Source organism: Pseudomonas sp. H3_D04, assembly GCF_054669175.1.
In genome coordinates, this window is record NZ_CP162801.1 from 3633999 (window position 1) to 3649480 (window position 15482).

At 53.4% G+C, this 15482-nt stretch carries 11 protein-coding genes; 2 read left to right on the plus strand and 9 right to left on the minus strand.

Annotated features, from left to right (window positions below; all coding sequences use genetic code 11):
* Window positions 1-47: 47 nt before the first annotated feature.
* From AB4N91_RS16835 to AB4N91_RS16860, 6 genes are all read right to left on the minus strand, one after another.
* Window positions 48-1655 (minus strand): hypothetical protein, encoded by a 1608-nt coding sequence (locus AB4N91_RS16835; RefSeq protein WP_460111228.1) that lies wholly within the window; start codon window positions 1653-1655, stop codon window positions 48-50.
* Window positions 1656-2073: 418 nt separating this feature from the next.
* A complete protein-coding gene (locus AB4N91_RS16840; RefSeq protein ID WP_460111229.1) occupies window positions 2074-3123 on the minus strand; it encodes a hypothetical protein in 1050 nt (349 codons plus the stop codon).
* Window positions 3124-3729: 606 nt separating this feature from the next.
* Complete coding sequence (locus AB4N91_RS16845) at window positions 3730-3966, minus strand: hypothetical protein (RefSeq protein WP_460111231.1); 237 nt, start codon at window positions 3964-3966, stop codon at window positions 3730-3732.
* 198 nt (window positions 3967-4164) lie between these two features.
* Complete coding sequence (locus AB4N91_RS16850; RefSeq protein ID WP_460111234.1) at window positions 4165-4776, minus strand: SLATT domain-containing protein; 612 nt, start codon at window positions 4774-4776, stop codon at window positions 4165-4167.
* Window positions 4773-6083, minus strand: a complete 1311-nt coding sequence (locus AB4N91_RS16855; protein ID WP_460111237.1) for a nucleotide-binding domain-containing protein — start codon at window positions 6081-6083, stop codon at window positions 4773-4775. Before AB4N91_RS16855 ends, AB4N91_RS16850 begins: the two co-directional genes overlap by 4 nt.
* Before the next feature lie 234 nt (window positions 6084-6317).
* Window positions 6318-6953: a 3'-5' exonuclease gene (locus AB4N91_RS16860; protein WP_460111239.1), complete on the minus strand. Its 636-nt coding sequence runs from the start codon at window positions 6951-6953 to the stop codon at window positions 6318-6320.
* A 937-nt stretch (window positions 6954-7890) separates the two neighbouring features.
* Between AB4N91_RS16860 and AB4N91_RS16865 the strand changes: the two genes are divergently transcribed.
* The gene (locus AB4N91_RS16865) at window positions 7891-11892 is read left to right on the plus strand and encodes an nSTAND3 domain-containing NTPase (protein ID WP_460111242.1); all 4002 of its coding nucleotides are present in this window, start codon (window positions 7891-7893) and stop codon (window positions 11890-11892) included.
* Between the two features lie 426 nt (window positions 11893-12318).
* Here the strand turns inward: AB4N91_RS16865 and srmL are convergent, their stop codons facing one another.
* The 3 genes from srmL to AB4N91_RS16880 all read right to left on the minus strand — a co-directional run bounded on the left by srmL (window position 12319) and on the right by AB4N91_RS16880 (window position 15085).
* Window positions 12319-13470, minus strand: coding sequence for a PheS-related mystery ligase SrmL (srmL, locus tag AB4N91_RS16870; RefSeq protein ID WP_083374631.1), 1152 nt, complete (start codon window positions 13468-13470; stop codon window positions 12319-12321).
* A 279-nt stretch (window positions 13471-13749) separates the two neighbouring features.
* On the minus strand, window positions 13750-14130 hold the full coding sequence (locus AB4N91_RS16875) for a DUF6124 family protein (RefSeq protein WP_458369500.1): 381 nt from the start codon (window positions 14128-14130) through the stop codon (window positions 13750-13752).
* 394 nt (window positions 14131-14524) lie between these two features.
* Entirely contained in the window at window positions 14525-15085 is a 561-nt protein-coding gene (locus AB4N91_RS16880) for a hypothetical protein (protein WP_154911504.1), read from the minus strand.
* A gap of 179 nt (window positions 15086-15264) precedes the next feature.
* Here AB4N91_RS16880 and AB4N91_RS16885 point away from each other — a divergent pair, with 179 nt between their 5' ends.
* Window positions 15265-15477 (plus strand): hypothetical protein, encoded by a 213-nt coding sequence (locus tag AB4N91_RS16885; RefSeq protein ID WP_304817667.1) that lies wholly within the window; start codon window positions 15265-15267, stop codon window positions 15475-15477.
* Window positions 15478-15482 lie beyond the last annotated feature (5 nt).

Below are 15482 nucleotides of genomic sequence, written 5' to 3' on the forward strand. Positions count from 1 at the left end.
TGGCATCACTGGGTAAAAAAGGAGGCGCCGTTACCATACCAGCAGCACTACGCCGCCCCGGAAGCTGATACAGATATGAGTGGCGCTGGGGAAGCTGGCACTGAAGTGTTCTCAACCGCGGCTCGCTTTTTGTCCCGCTCCTTTTTTCTGGCCGCTCGCTCGTGGCTCATCTCAATTTCTTTCAAAGGGTGGTTGATGAAGTGCTGTTCGTAGGTGCGGATCAGCCCTGCATCGTTACTACCCAAGACTTGCTCGAAAACCTGATCTGAGCCCCTGGCAACGATCTCGTACTTTTGAGTTTGAAGGTTTCTCTCCGAGATCATCAGCAGCGCCTCGGGCGTGAATCGACCACTGCTCCAAATTTCAAAACGCTGCGTAAGGTCTTGCCACTCTGAGTGACGCTTGGCCACTTCGCGAATCACCGGGATCCGCTCATCAAGCCATTTCACGACCTCAGCGTCGTCAACATTGCCCATGGGGTTAACCCCCTTACACTCAATGAACACTACGTCTCGATTTCTTCTGGCAATCAAGACGTCAATTTCAGCTACTCGTCCTAGGCTATCTTTGACCTTGCGATTTACCTCAGGATCGCCACCTGGAAAGCTGGTCTTGGCAATCAGAGCCACCGCAAATTCGAACAGACTGCCTCGTAACGTGGAGGCGGCGCCTTCGATTCGGGAAAGGACGTTGAAAATCTTATCCAGAGTCTCAGGGCTATCCAGAAGCCTCGCCGTATTCTCGAGCACCGAGCATAAATTCTTAAGGACCCTAGCGACTTCTAGGCCGAAGAGGTTTTCTGTTGTGGCCGGAATGACGCCCTCGCTTTTCAACAGCGCGAACGCTTCCATTGAAAACTCTTCGGCTACAAAAAGCTGAAGACAGCGGTTCACCTTCTTCAGGCTTCGAAGCGTCGTACATTTTTTTACGAACGCGCTCAGCTCTTTGGCTGTTACCTTGCCATTCAAGGCAATGTCGCAAACAAAAAAGCCTCCTTTAACGCCAGCGGCTTCAGTGTAGGAACGCATTGGGAACAGATAAGACGGCCCGGCCATATCCCATTGGAACGTGCCTACTTGAGGCATCTTCTCAAGACCGTCGTCTTCACGCGTTTTGACCGCCTCGTAGCTCACCAGGCCCAAATTTCGCGCCCAGTCTTTAACTGCCAAGAGCGCCACTCGCTCACAAATATTTCGAGCTTTAAGTCGGGGAAGTGTGAATCCGTCGTTGAGAGACATCTCCTGATCGCACCTCACGATGCATACATCACCACCCGGGAGGGTGACCTCCTTGACGAGATCTGCACTGATCAAACGCTCAAGGAGAGTATGCGCGGAAATGTGTTTTAGCTGAGCGACTGGCGCCCCACAGGCTATGAGAAAGTGTGAACGCATCATTATGTTGGAGCGCATCTTCAAAGCCTGGAGCGCTTGGTAATACGTACTGTTCGTCTCCTGGAGCGCATCCATCAGCTTCGAGAAAAATCTTGGCGAACCGTAATCGGAACGCAAGTAGACAAACCGGGCGCGATGCGGGAAAACCAAATGACCAAGCTTTCTCATATCATCGCAGCCGCGCTCTACACGCTTGCGTGCTGCCGGAGCTGCCAACTTATATGTAGCCTCCAAAATCTTCGCAAGCTCGCTGCTGAGCATTGGTCCGCTCTTGGCCAATATTTCCGCTATCGCGTCCTTCGACATCATTGCTCCCAGACTAAAGTCACACTGCGCTATTTATACACTTGATAACAAGGGTCGTTCAGCTATCGCGAATACTTTCTGAAATTGCCCGGTTTTCTTGGGTTTCAACGACAATCAGGAGCAGTTTCTCGGAAAAATGTCACAATGGGCAATCTAGCGCCTTGCCTTCGTTTGTTGTGAGCAGAAAAACGCTGCCAAATCCAAAAAACATCGAATATTTACGCGACATGGATAACGGTGAACTCAGCTCCGGTTGAGAAACAATCCGCAGCATGAGAATAATTATTATCGGCAAGGCATTGCACATCCGCGGCACGGTATGTGGAATGAACATTTCTCTAGCTGCAAAATGTCCATCTAACAAATTTCTTATTCAAACTTCCTTCGTAGGCGGCAATCGCTCCATAAGGGCATGACTAAGCGCATCACGCAGCCCCGTCGGGATGTTCGGTGGTCCCTTCCGTAAAATCGGGCTCACCATTTGCCCATCAAACTCATTTCGAATGGTATCGATGATGTCATCCGGTACCTTCGTCATATCGTATTGAACGATGGGGGTCGTGCCAGGGAACAATGTATGTATTGCCATGAGTTGTGCCAGCTCGGCCAGCTTCTGCTCATGCGTCGCCACAAAGACTATCTCGACATGACCGCCACTCACTGGTGGCTTCAATAACAGTTCCGGCGTCCTCAGCAGCAGCAAGTCCCACGCTGTAGCGGAAATATTTCTGAGCGCCTTTTTACGCGAGGTGTTCTCCTTGATTCCGAGCAGAGAGCCTGCTTGCCCGCTGAAATAGTGCAAGGCTAACTGGCTTTCCCGGGCAAGCGAAACATTCACCGTAGCGCTGATGAAGCGCTGATAAGCAATGTACTGGTCCGCAGGCGGTGAACCTCGCATTTCAAATTCGCGTAATAGAACCATCTTCAGTAATGCGATCTCGGTAACTTCAACAGTCTCCAGGGCCTCACGCTGGGTGTGGTTTGCGATAAATGATTGCACGTGCTGCTCGGCGATTTCATCAAGGGAATCTACGCCTTCCTTCGCAAGATAATGCGCGACGGCAGCCGGGAGCAGGCGGACGTTGCCCGTCGTCAGAAAATACTCGGTGTCCATGGCTAGAAATCGATAAAGCAAACGTAACCGCCGTGTAGCATGAAGCAAGAAATTCGCACGTGTTGATTTCGCATACTGCTCGGTCAAAAAGAAGCCGGCGTTGATATCCCAGCCTTCGCGAGAGACGAATTCAATAAAACCACGCATGCCATCATCTATCTCCTCACCGGACATTAATCCTGCGATGCCGTCCAACAAATTGGAGTCGACCACGACCCTAGCGCAGGCCGGATAACTCAACTCGCCCTCTTCCCGATACTGCTGGTTGATCAGATACGGTTGTTTACCGCCGAACTGATCGATCAACATGACGGGCTTATTGACCCCAAAGGTTTTTGTGCCGCGCAGCCAAGGCGACTCAATAGGGGGAATCCTTCACCAGCCATTTGAATGCTGTCATGGTGCAACTCCCTTTTTCTAAAGAAAAATTTTTAACAACCGTACTCCGAACTTTGTGCAACTCGTCGTAGTAATGATCAACTCGATACCAATGGACATTAGGATGCCCGAGTCCAACGACACGAGCCTCTCTCCGGCACAGCGGCTTCATCGCCTGTCTGCCAATGTTGAGAGTAGATCCACCATTCGCCTGATGGGCAAGTCTCGACCACTCTGGCCACCTGTGTAAGCTCATTTCGCACGACGCGTTCCGTGTGAGCGAGCCGACACGGCTACTAACCGGACAGGCACAAAAAGCCGCCCCTGAAAGGCGGCTTTTATACCCGTGATTTATCCACGCGACGCGTCTCATCTTGACCGAAAAATTGCACAAGCCGATGGCATCGGCGAATCGGACCACCGCTTCACTGCATGAGCCCAGCAGGGGCTGGGCTTGAGCTTTTCCGCGACTTTCCCCTACCTCAGCGTGGTGACCGAGTGATCTTGAGCAGGTAGCGTTAACAGAGCGACGTTAGGCTACTCGGTGATCAGGACGCCATCGCTATTGACACTGTGTTTCCCAGTTGGGATTTCTACCTTCTCTCCACAACAAGAGCAGTGGGCATTTACGCTGATCGCTCCCTGAACAGTCAGGCCTGCCGGCATGTCCAACGTCAACTCACTGACTGTTCCCTTGCCACAGGTGTATTGGCGAGTTGCTTTGACATAACTGTCAGAACTAAGTACGCCATCTTTCAAAGTAATTTTTGGCATTTATGTCTCCAGGATTAGTTGACCAACTTATGCGAGGTTTGTGGTGTGCATGGGCGACAAATCTGCCGCCTTTTTTCCGCAATAAGGTAGGCCCGCACCGGGACTACCCAGAATCACTCTTTGATCAGAGGTCCCCAGTTAATATCGTCGCGTTTTTCACCAACGATATTAAAGTAAACATCCGCCCATCCAAATGGCTCAGACTACACCGAAGCAGTTCTTGACTGAGTCGATGTGTAAGGCGAAGTAGGTTGCTACCGAAACAACAATGGCGGATAAAGCCAGCCATCCCGTAAGAGGTACCTTATCTCTCCAAAAACTGAAGTTTTTCTGTTTTGCTACCCAGTCAATTTGGTACTGCCAAAAGAATTTATAGTGAGCGTACCAGTCGCTGAAGAGAATTTGTTTACTGATAGAAGCACCATAGTATTGCGATTCAAATGCCGCCAAGCGCGCCCAGTAAAGGGAAAAGTCAGCATTTGGCGCGAGCGCTTCAACCTCTCGGTACAGGTCTCGCAGGCCGTTGAAAATTTTGGTGATCTCCACAGCAGATTTTTCATAGTCTGATTTTTTTGAATCGTAAACCGAGATGTAAATACCGATAACTCCCAACACTGCCAGTGCTGCGGAGACGTCTTTGGCTGACAAAGAATCATAAACCAGAGAAAAAATGCCTATGGCAGTGCCGATGAATCCAATCAACCCAGGAATCTTTTCTACGATGTCATAAGTTGCCCAATGCTTTCGGCCGCCGAAACCAACGTTGTAGCCCGTTTCTGCGATGCTCTTGAGTAAAGACACTTGGCTCATATGCTTTCACTAATAGGTACGGTTATTTCGCTGCGGGCTACGACAACATCATCCTTCAGGATGTAGCATTCAACCAGGTGGTCGCCTTTGAAGCTCGTGGATTCCTGAATTGTCTCATGTCCCGTGTCGCCTGTTATGTAGCCGCGGACGCAATCACGCTTCTCAGCTTCTTGCCCGATATTGAGCACCTTCCATTTAACGGTGTACGGCTTTGGAACGTCGTTTCGAGTGATTTTAAATTTGAGCGTCTTGCGCGCTTGAAGGGGCAATCCTAGTGAAATCAGCTCACTCAGCAACCGTTCTCGAAAACCTTTCTGCTCAACGTCACAGTCGATCAATAGTGGGTAGCGAATATCGACAGGTGCGATATCCTCGATAAATTCTTCGGTGTCCTTGAAGGCATAAAGGGAATTGGCGGCCAGCGACTCCATACCGGCGCGTGCGGCGGCCCGTGTTGTTGGGAAATCGCGACCGAACACCTTCCTCCAACGCTCACCCTCAGTTTCCTTACCTGCAGCTTCAATGGCCTTCAGGGATAGCTCGTATGCTCGCTTGGCCGGCTTTTGAAATTTCTGTTTCACCTTGACGTGTTGGCGACTGCCCAGAGCCGCGTAGCGTTCCTGTTGTGGAAGGTTTGACGCGTAGTGAAAGAAGTCCCTGACCATGCAGTCGTAGGAGGCGAAGCTTTTGTCAGCGTAATCGTCTGTCTGCGTGAGGAAATTATGCGCCAACGTGTCGATCAGCAGCCCCCCAATCCCGATACCGTGTTTGTTCTTCCACGCCCGTAGCATTTTGCAGAGGCGACGCAAGTTTCCATTCTGGTCATCATCGACATCGCCGGTAGCTTTAATTTCATCTTTGGGTTTGGTGATCTTCCACGATCCGCCGTTGTACGTATCAGGGTATTTGAAGCTACCGTCGTCTTGCTTGAAAACAGGCTGAACCTCAACGTTGAAGTTCAGGAACTTAACGCAAACCACCAAGCGGTCAACAGTGATCGCGGTCGTGGAGTACCGTTCTTGGATGGCAGCTTTGGCGTCTGAGAGTAGCTTCGACTGCCCGCCTTCCTTGTCGTACTTGTCCCAGGCACTGTTGGGCATGATGTACAACATATCGAGGTCGGAAACGCCTTTGATGGCTGTCCACCGGCCATAGGAGCCTACTTGGAGGTTATTGGCGGTCGAGTCCAGCGTACGAAAATACTTATTGAGCGATCGAGTGATACCGGAGTAACGATCTTCAATCGTCACGTGGTTGGTGATGCGCAGATTGGAGACAAAATCCTTAAAAATAGTAGCAGTTGACATTGGTATCCCTACTCGTCAGTTCCCCAATCACGCTCTGTTGGGGTCTCGACATAGTAGCCGACGGCTATCATCAAGGTCTATCGCCTGACACTCGGTTATGCTCAGAACGAGAGCAGCCGCAACTGACCAGTCTTTGCGCGCGAACGGCAAAAAATGGCGAAGCATTCCCCCATCGAGCGGAGAGTGTTGATAGCGGGAGCAAGATAACTTCGATAGGCACCAGGGTGCGTGCATCTATTGGATTTTTCGAGACCTTGCGAGCAGTAGCACAACCATGTCGGCTAGATTCTTGGCGTCATCGATCCCTCGGTGGTACTGGCCGCTCCAATTTAGCCCAAGTGCTTCGACGGCAGCCCTCAATCCTATTGACTGACATGCAAATATTTCGCGATAGATTCGTTCAACATCCAAATGTTGAACTCCACGCAGTATCGGCGTGCAATTGGCTCTCAGGGCGTCAGCTGCGAGCTGATCAGCGTCGTAATCTCCCCACGATCCCCATACTGCGTTGGGGTATTTCTGAAGGAATGCAGTGAGCTTCGTTGCTACCTCTGGGAACGATTGGGCAGCATCCACATCGGCTTGCCTAATAGATGTCAGATTGATACAGAAGTCAGTCAGTGTAGGGTGGAGGACTGGGCGCACATAGCGCTGAAACATGTCTACGGTTTCCATTCTTCGTAGATCAATCACGGCTACGCCTATCTCGATCGTTTCCATCTCATCTGGGCTGACGACCAGTGCTCGAGGATTTTCGGACTCCATGAGCTCGTCGCATGTCGCCTCAAGGTCGATGCACAGCATAAAATCAAAAGACTTTATTGATGTTTCGAACACCTCCAATTCTTGAATATCGGGGAGACTTTTCATCTGACCTTCCTGGAACTAGGACGTCGCCACCACGTTGGCGTAGAGAGTGGCTAGCCCGGTCTTGAAGCGCAGGGCTGCTGAATGGCATAGAAACGATGACTCATCGCCTACCGTATTATTGAGTAGACCTATCCGCGAACCATTCGTTTAACCGTATGTGGAGAAAGTGAACATCACTACAACCTACTCTCTCATAACAGAATAATCAGTAAACCAAGATGGTTAACACAGTGAAAAAGCGGTTAACACTGGGGATGAATAGCTGAAAGCATGCCTGTTTCATTTGGCTTGTCACGTTGGCCGTTCCGGCTTGGGACGTGCCACGTTGTCCTTATACTCAAGGAAAGCACTCGCTTTCTCCTCATCAGTCAGATTCGAAACTGGAGTGCGACAGGGCGATTTGACTGCCTTGGGCGCGTCGATCCCCAGAGTACCCATATCTCTGACTGCTGCTCGTTCTTTCTCGCTCAACGAGGATTGAAAGACCGTCGCAATCACACGTTCGCTACGATCTGCACGGGTGAAATCTACGACGTTTGGCTTCATCGCATCGGGCAGATCGAAGGGGCATTGCAAGTCCTTGTGCTTCTGCTTTTTGCGATTGCTCAGCGCCTGTAGCTGTAGCTCTTCAACCTCAGCAGCACTTGCTGTGTCTCGGCAACTCCCAACCAGGCAAGTCAACTCGGTGCACTGCTGAGACTGTAAACCTATTTTTTTCACTGTTAACCAGTGCTGTTAACAGTGAAAAAAATGGGTTTACAGGAGGTTTCCTTTGTTAGGCATTTTCACTTCAGCCTTTAGGACTTGGGAGGTGCCTTGTTCTCTGCAAATGCACGGAATGCGTTCCTTTTTTGCCCTATACAGGGGCTTATAGGAATTCAAGTAGGATATGTCTACCGTTGTAGAAACGCAGGCGCGCAATTCGGAGTGAAATGATATGGAAGAGGATGAGGAGCCGATGTTCTCAGCAGACCGTGACGCTGGGGAGGAAGCAGGTTCAGGCGCCCATTCTCTCGCTGGCTATGACTATCAAGTCGACATCTCCATCTGGTTGGCCCTCGATCTAATGCTTGGTACTGGCCTGACTCAGATGGTCGAACTTGAGCCCAGCAGCGAGGAGGATCTCGAAGCGCAACTGGCAGACGACGAGCCCGGGCGCGTAGCAACAAAAGTTGGTCTGGATGGCTACACCCTCGTCGTGCAGGCAAAACTCCGCAGCGGCGACGCCTGGACCGTCAAGGGCATCAGTCGTGTCCTGAAACATGGAAGTGCAACCCGATTATCGGCAGCGCGGCGGCTGGCCTCCCCTACTATCCGATACCTTTTAGTAACAAGCGCGGCTTTAAACGGAAAAACGAGAGGGCTAGCAATCAAGCGTCCTGGGAGTTGGCCTAATAGCAGCGGAATGCCTGCCTCGATGGTCAAGGAGTTACCGGCAGGAGCCGCAGGGCGCGTCGCCGTCATTGGCAATTTGGGCGTAGAACACTTAATCCAAGAAATTAAACGACTCCTGATCGAACGGTTTGGAGTCCCGAACTCACGCTGGATCGAGTGTCTCCACGCGCTCCGCGAAGAGGCACGGCTGCGCGTTCGGCGCGCGGGTGAAGGACGCTGGCGCCGGGAAGATCTCGCGCAGGTGATCCGCAGCCACGACGGCTACCTCGCGAGTTCGCCGCAACTCGACAACTATGTCCACCCACGAAACTGGCAAGATCTGCGCGACGCGATGAAAAGCCCTAAATACGCCGCTATCATCATTGGTCAATCCGGGACTGGAAAGACGCTCGCGACAAGCAAACTCTACGAAGAGCTTCACCGCGAGAACCCAGAGTTGACCCGCGTTCCAATCCGCAGCCCGCAACAGCTGCGCGATGACGTGACGTCGCCGCCTGTTCTCTATGACATCGAGGATCCGTGGGGCCGCTACGATTTCGATCCTGCAAACCGGCCTTGGAACGACGAACTTGCCAAATGGCTTGGGCGAGCACGTGCCGATAGTATGATCATAGCGACGAGCCGGCGGGACGTGGCCATGTCGTCAGGCGCGCTGAAATCGGTTGATCCGTGGGTGGTTCGGCTCGAGGCAGAACATTACGGCAAGCCTGAGCGACAGCGGCTCTATCGCACAAGAATCGATACTCTGCCAAGGGACGTACGCCTACTGGCGGCCGGGGCAGAGCCGCAGGTACTCGATAGCTTGGCAACCCCGCTTGAAATCGAAAAATTTTTCGATGCGCTGCGCACCATGGGGCGTCCACAGAAATATGGTGAGCATGCGTTCATAGGTGACGCGATCGCCAAAGCTCATGAGCAGTCGATTGAATTAACAGTCGTTCAGCAAATTGAAGAGCGGGAAGATGTTCGAGCCGCAGCCGTTATCTGGGGGTTCCTGAAGGCAAGCGATCATCTGTCACTCCAGATGCTTCGCAACTTGGAGCTTAATCTTGCCGAATCGCTGCCGGCCTTCGAAAAAGGCATTATGCCTTTGGTGGATTTTTTCGTCGCCGCACGCAACCTGCGTTCAGGCGCAGGGGACGTAAGTTATTATCATCCCCGTGTCGAAGCCGGTGTAGAAGCGGCACTCAAGCGCCATTCGATTCCCGTAACCCTCGCATTGCGGACGCTCCTCGACGTACTGACCGATGCAGATGGACCAGGGGAAGATTGGGGAGCGGGGATCGCCGCGCGCATCGTCGCTGCTGCACAGCGTATCACACAGCTGAGGCTCCTTCCGCGCCCTAAAGCGGCAGCTAAGATCGACGCCTGGCTATCTGATCGACTCCTCGACCCTTCTTTCAAATTGAGCGAGTATGCAAAGCTTGCAGCTGCGGCGGGGTCACCTGCGTCCAACGCTGCCGAGTTTGCTCGCTACCTTCTACACCGACCGGATCATAGCTTTGGCGGTATGCATTTTTGGGAGAGTCCTGAACATCCCGAAGCCTGGTACGACCGCCTACGCGCAGATCGAACGACTGCAGTGATCGCCGGGCGCTACATCCGAGAAATGCTGCCAGATGATCAAGATCACTATAGTTTGTCTTTTGTCGACGACCTCAATCGCTTGGCGCCCGACCTGACTTCCGCCTATCTCGAAACAGCTGCGGCCATCGTCCGCTATGGGGTCATCCACTCCTCCGATGTTATCGCTGCCGGCGCCTTGCGCGATCTTGACGGCTTCGAGACTATCGTAGATATAGCGATCGAAGTACTCACACCAACACCCGACGAGCAGGCAGAGACGCGCGCCATCCACCTCGCCATCATCAATGATGTTTACAACAGCGATTACGCCGAACATCTCTCCGACAATGATGATGGTTATACGGCGGCGGAGTTTCTACAAGCCTATGCCGATCGTATACGTGAAGTGAACGGGTGGCGCAGTCTCGCGCAGCACCGACACGCCGCGCCGCTCCTACCCTATTGGATGCGCTCTCTCATGAAGGAAGCAGATACCGAGCCGCCGTCTATCGACGAAATCGCTGGTGCATTCGCCGCCGCATTCGGTAGCGACGAAGAGGATGCCCTATGGTTAATCATGGTGAAGCATTGGGACGAGCAGTATCGGGAGCAGCTTCTTTCCCGCGTCCGTGAGGGGGCTTCACTAGCCGCAGTACGGCATGCCGCACTGGCGTGCGTCATTGAAAAAACACCAGACTCGCTGTCGACGATTGCCGATGACCTTCGTCAGGTTGGAAAGGATGAGCGGGTTGTCGAACTCATGATCGACCTCGCACATCTTCACGATCAGCACAAGGGCGACGGCGACAAGCATGAATCAGCCGCCACAATTGCTCTGAATAGCCTCAATCCCGAACTTCGCGAACTGTGCAGAGCAGCCCAGAAGAGCGCGAAAGAAGAACCGCTGCCTTTATCTTCGGCCGCAATCACCCTACTGGCAAAGCCGATCCGATCAAGCCCAAGCGTGCGTGCGTTGCGCATTCGTCGACACCTTGACCTTCCAAGCTCTGCGCGCGCGGACATAGAGTGGACCCTCGCCCATAGCGATGATCATGAGTCATGCGTTGAAGCAATTGATGCCGCCATTGCACTTGGAATGACAGATATTACCGCCGGGGCGCTCGACCATAGATATTCACATGTCGTGGCTAAAGCACTCCTTGAGGTCGGAGCCAGCATAGCGGCGCCCCTACCCGCAGAATTACTCGCTTTGGCACATGCCCAAGCTAGCCCAGTGAGGAAGGCCTTGGTCCGCTTACTAGGGGCCAAGCCTCATCTGAACCACCTTCCAGTGCTGCTGCACCTAGCGCATGATCAATGGTCTTCATCATCACGGTTCTATGGCGAAGATGACAAATTCCCCATCGCGCGCTCGGCAGTCGATGCGATCGCCGTTCTTGAGCCTCTTGATGCTGAAATCCTTGAAAAGCTACAGGAGATCGCGCTTGGGACCTCTGACTGCCTGGTCCGGGCTAACTTGTTCAAAATTATCGCTGTGCAGGGCGGAGGCACGTTCCAAGAGCGGCTTTTAGAGCTCGCAGTTACGCCCGGTCGCATTCACGTCAGGCGCGCGGCAGCCCGCGCGATGTTGATGGAGGTACAAATACTGGACTCTGCGGTAATTGACCAGATCACCGTAGATCTCTTGGCAAAGCGCGACCCATCAATAGCCGCCATGTTGACTCTCATCGCAGCATGTCGAATGGATCTTCAGGAGCGCCTTGAGCTTGCGCGCGGAATATCGGAGAACGGTAAGCGGCGAGCTCTTCTCCTCTTAATGCTTTGGCCGGCGGTAGGACCTGACGAATCTTCGAGGTCAGCTATCGAGCAGCTTCTTCCCGACAATCACTCATCGCTCGCATGGGTGAAGACCGGACCGAGCGAAAAAGCCGAGGATACCTTGATCGCCGACCTCGGCGATCCTGCTATATGCCAGGAGGTCCTTGATTGGCTGAACCCCAAGGAGAAGAAGGCATGAGCAACCGACTTCGGGCCGGGAGTGGCCTTGAGACTGAAACTTCGGCTTTTGGGGGATGGTCACGAACGTGTGCATCCGGTCGATTTCTTCTTGCCATAGGAGGTTGATAAAAAAACCAGCCGAAGCTGGTTCATTTATTTTGAAAACTTCAAAGGCTTTTATCAACAAAACTGAAAACCCCATGAAGCGGTCATGTCAAAAAAGATGCACAACCTATTGATTTTACAGGCCTCAAAAAGTCATCTTTTTTGAAAGCCCTCATTTGCCGTTAGTCACCCAGGAATGATGTCGCCTGAAAGACTACTATGGCGAGCAGGCTCCCACCGTTGACCGAGTGGTCCGGACGGACGCGGTTTAATGTGGGAGCGAGCCTGCTCGCGAAGAACGATGACGCGACGCATCAATGAATACGCGGGTAGGTTAGTTTTAGGCTTTTGGCAGATCCATTCGATAACCAGCCCCCGGCGCTCCTTCATGCATCGCCGCCTGAATGTCCGCATACAAAGCGTTCGCCTCAGCAGTAGTGATCGATCGCGAACAATCACGCAGCACCACGCGCAATAGCACATTTTCCTGGCCCGGCAGCAGCCCGAGCCGTTCAATCGCCTGCGCGGGTAAATCCGAGAATGCCCAACGCCCCTTGATCTGCATCTCCTCGATCCAGTCAGAACAGTCACCCGCCGCCTGCAGCATTCTCTCGGTCAACACCTCCTCGCTCAGCCCGGGCGTAACCGCCAACGAAATGTCACGAGCAATCGATGGCAAACGTGATACCGGGGCCCATGGATTCAGATCATGCATCTGCGCCTGCACTCGCACGTTCTGATCTCGCAGCAAGCGAATATCCGGGATACCTTTGCGCAACATCGTCAGCCGATCCAGCCCCATCCCAAGCGCCAACCCTCCATGACGCTGCGGATCAATCTTCAAGCGCTCCAACAAAGACCTCGCTATACGGCCGCACTCCAGTACTTCAACCGGAGCACCGTCATTCACCACATTCACTTCGATTCCACCCTCCGTGTAGTGATGCGGACTGTCGCTGTAGACCCAGGATTTTTCAGGAACAGCAGACTTGAGGATGTCGCCGACCAGACGCAACAGCTGTTCATGCGTCGACAGCTCCGGATCACCCAATACCCAGACATCCATCTGATGTGGCTCCGCGCAATGCCAACGATCCCGGCTATCACGACGGAAAGTTATACCCGGCGCGGCCAGCAAGATCGTTTGCCCCGGTTGCCGCACTTGAGCCGCTCGCTGAAGCGCGGCCGGAATCTGGCTGGTGGTTTGTGTTCTCAACAGCGAGTATTCATCGACCCAACGGGTGTGCTCACTCCCTAGCGTGACCTCTGCCGGGTCATAGCCGAGTAATCCGTAATTTTCCTCGGCGGAGACAATTCGCGGCCCCGTTTGCAGTTGAGCCTGAGGCCAACCTTTTTCGGCAAGTCCTTGGAGTATTTCAGTTAGCAGGAGCCGGACGGAATGGTCGGGATTGTTTGATTCGGTTAGATCAACCATTAACAGGGCCTGTTCCAGAACGCTGTCCGTAACGGTTTTCCTTGAAGACGTTTCCATGCTGTTTCTCTCAAAATTGAGTCCTTGCCGACAAGGTACACAGCCGTTGGTGTGTATAGCCGACGAACAGGAAAAATCAGAAGGAGCTGACAGCACAGTCTTACTTCAAGGACGTGCAAACCCTGCATGAGTTGATGTGTAGATATCGGCTCACTTGAGACCGAGGTGATGCCACCGCGAGCAGGCTCACTCCCACAGTTGACCGAGTTGTCCGGGCGGACGCGGTTTAATGTGGGAGTGAGCCTGCTCGCGAAGAACGACGACGCGGTATTACGCTGCTTACTGGGGCACGTCGACGTTATCCATCATCCGGTTCACCGCCAGTTCCGCTTGCATGATGATCTGCTGGATCCCCAGCGCCGTATGCCGATGCGGTCCTTCCAGGAAGGCCGCGAAATCGGCGGTCATGACGCTGGCCGAGGCCAGTGATTCGCAGGTGTGCGCCAGCAGGTCTTCGTCTTTGATGTCCGGTGCAATCATGAACATGGTGCTCGGTTTTCGAATGACCGGGATTTTGAGGGCGGCGGGGTTGAGGTAATGGTCGAGGGCGCGTTCGGCGGCTTCGTGGAGTTTTTTGGAATCGAGTGATTCGTAGGGGGATGCCGGATCAGTGTCTGGCGGGTTTGGAGTAACTTTGCACCTATGCCTTTCTTCCTTAATGGGCAGCCACACCTCGCTACTAATACAAGGGGTGGCGGCTGTACGCAGGTTAGTAGACCGGGGAAAGAAGGCAAAGCCGGCGCGCCCGAGGGCGCCCTGCGCACAGCCACCATCAGGGACAGGCATTGGAACACCTGTCTGACAGACGCTTGTGCAGCCTTCAAACCTTCGGGCTACTAAACCCGATCACTGGGAATCAGTGACGGGGACCAAGTTACCGAGGGGGACAAAAGCGCACAAGCCGGCGGATTCTGGCGTAGTCGTAGGCAATGGCGCAAGGCGCTGTAGCTTTCAGGAAGTAACCTTAAACGCCTTTAAACATGCACGCCAAACAGGCAGCAGGCTCACTCCCACAGTTGATCGAGTTGTCGGACGAACGCTGTTGCCGGTGATGTCACCAGAAGCAGTAAACCAGCGTCACGGCAGCGGCAATACCAAACGCTCCCAGCGCCTTTGCCGGCAAGTATCCGGTCAATCGTTGCAAGGACGCGTCCGACAGCACTGCGTGGTCATCGCGGTGGGGCATGATCGCCCGGTAGGTGTATCGAAAGCCGATCAACAAAAACAGCAAGATCACGCCCAAGGCCAACCCGCGAGTGATAGCCGGCTTGATCAAAGGCGCAGGGGTGTCTTCCAGGCAGGCGGCACTGTCAACTTCCACCACGGTGATTCGCCCGAAATCCGTGGCGGGTCGCTGTTCGCCTTTAAGGATCGACGCCTGTTGCTCCAGATCGAGCGCCTGATACTTCCAGAGCGTTGATGACCCTTCCCGGCAGTAGGTGAACGCTGCAGGGTTGGAGGCGGCAATAATACACGCGTCATTGATGCCGATTTTTTTCAGGGTCTCGACAGCCGGTCGTGTGAAGTCCAGGTCGAGGACAGGAATAATCCCGGTGGCAGACACCGCAGTCGAAACCAACAAGCTCCCGGTAGCGCAGAGGGCTGAAATTTTCAAGGTTGGATGCCCCTTGTTTTGCACTGTTTTTGTTGTTTGAGCGCGGCTGCAACCTGCCTTCCGACGTCTAAAATTCTAGTTGAACCTCGATGACTTGCGACCAATCGACCCTCAAATCTGGCCGAAAAAATCTGCTTCCCGGCCATACAAACGGCTGCGACGACTTTCAGAGTGCATGGATGACGATTGAGAAGTTCAACGAAGACCTGCGCCAGGCGCGCCTCGAACTGACCGTCGCAACGGCGGCCGTCATGGAGCTGGTCCGCTCGGGCAAGGCGTTCGGGGATGAATGGGACGTTGCGGTCGCGCGCGAGCGCAAAGCCTTTCAGAAAATGCATTGGGTGCTGGATAGCCCCTTGGCTCCCCGGGTCGATAAAAAGTCAGATCCGTAGTGGTT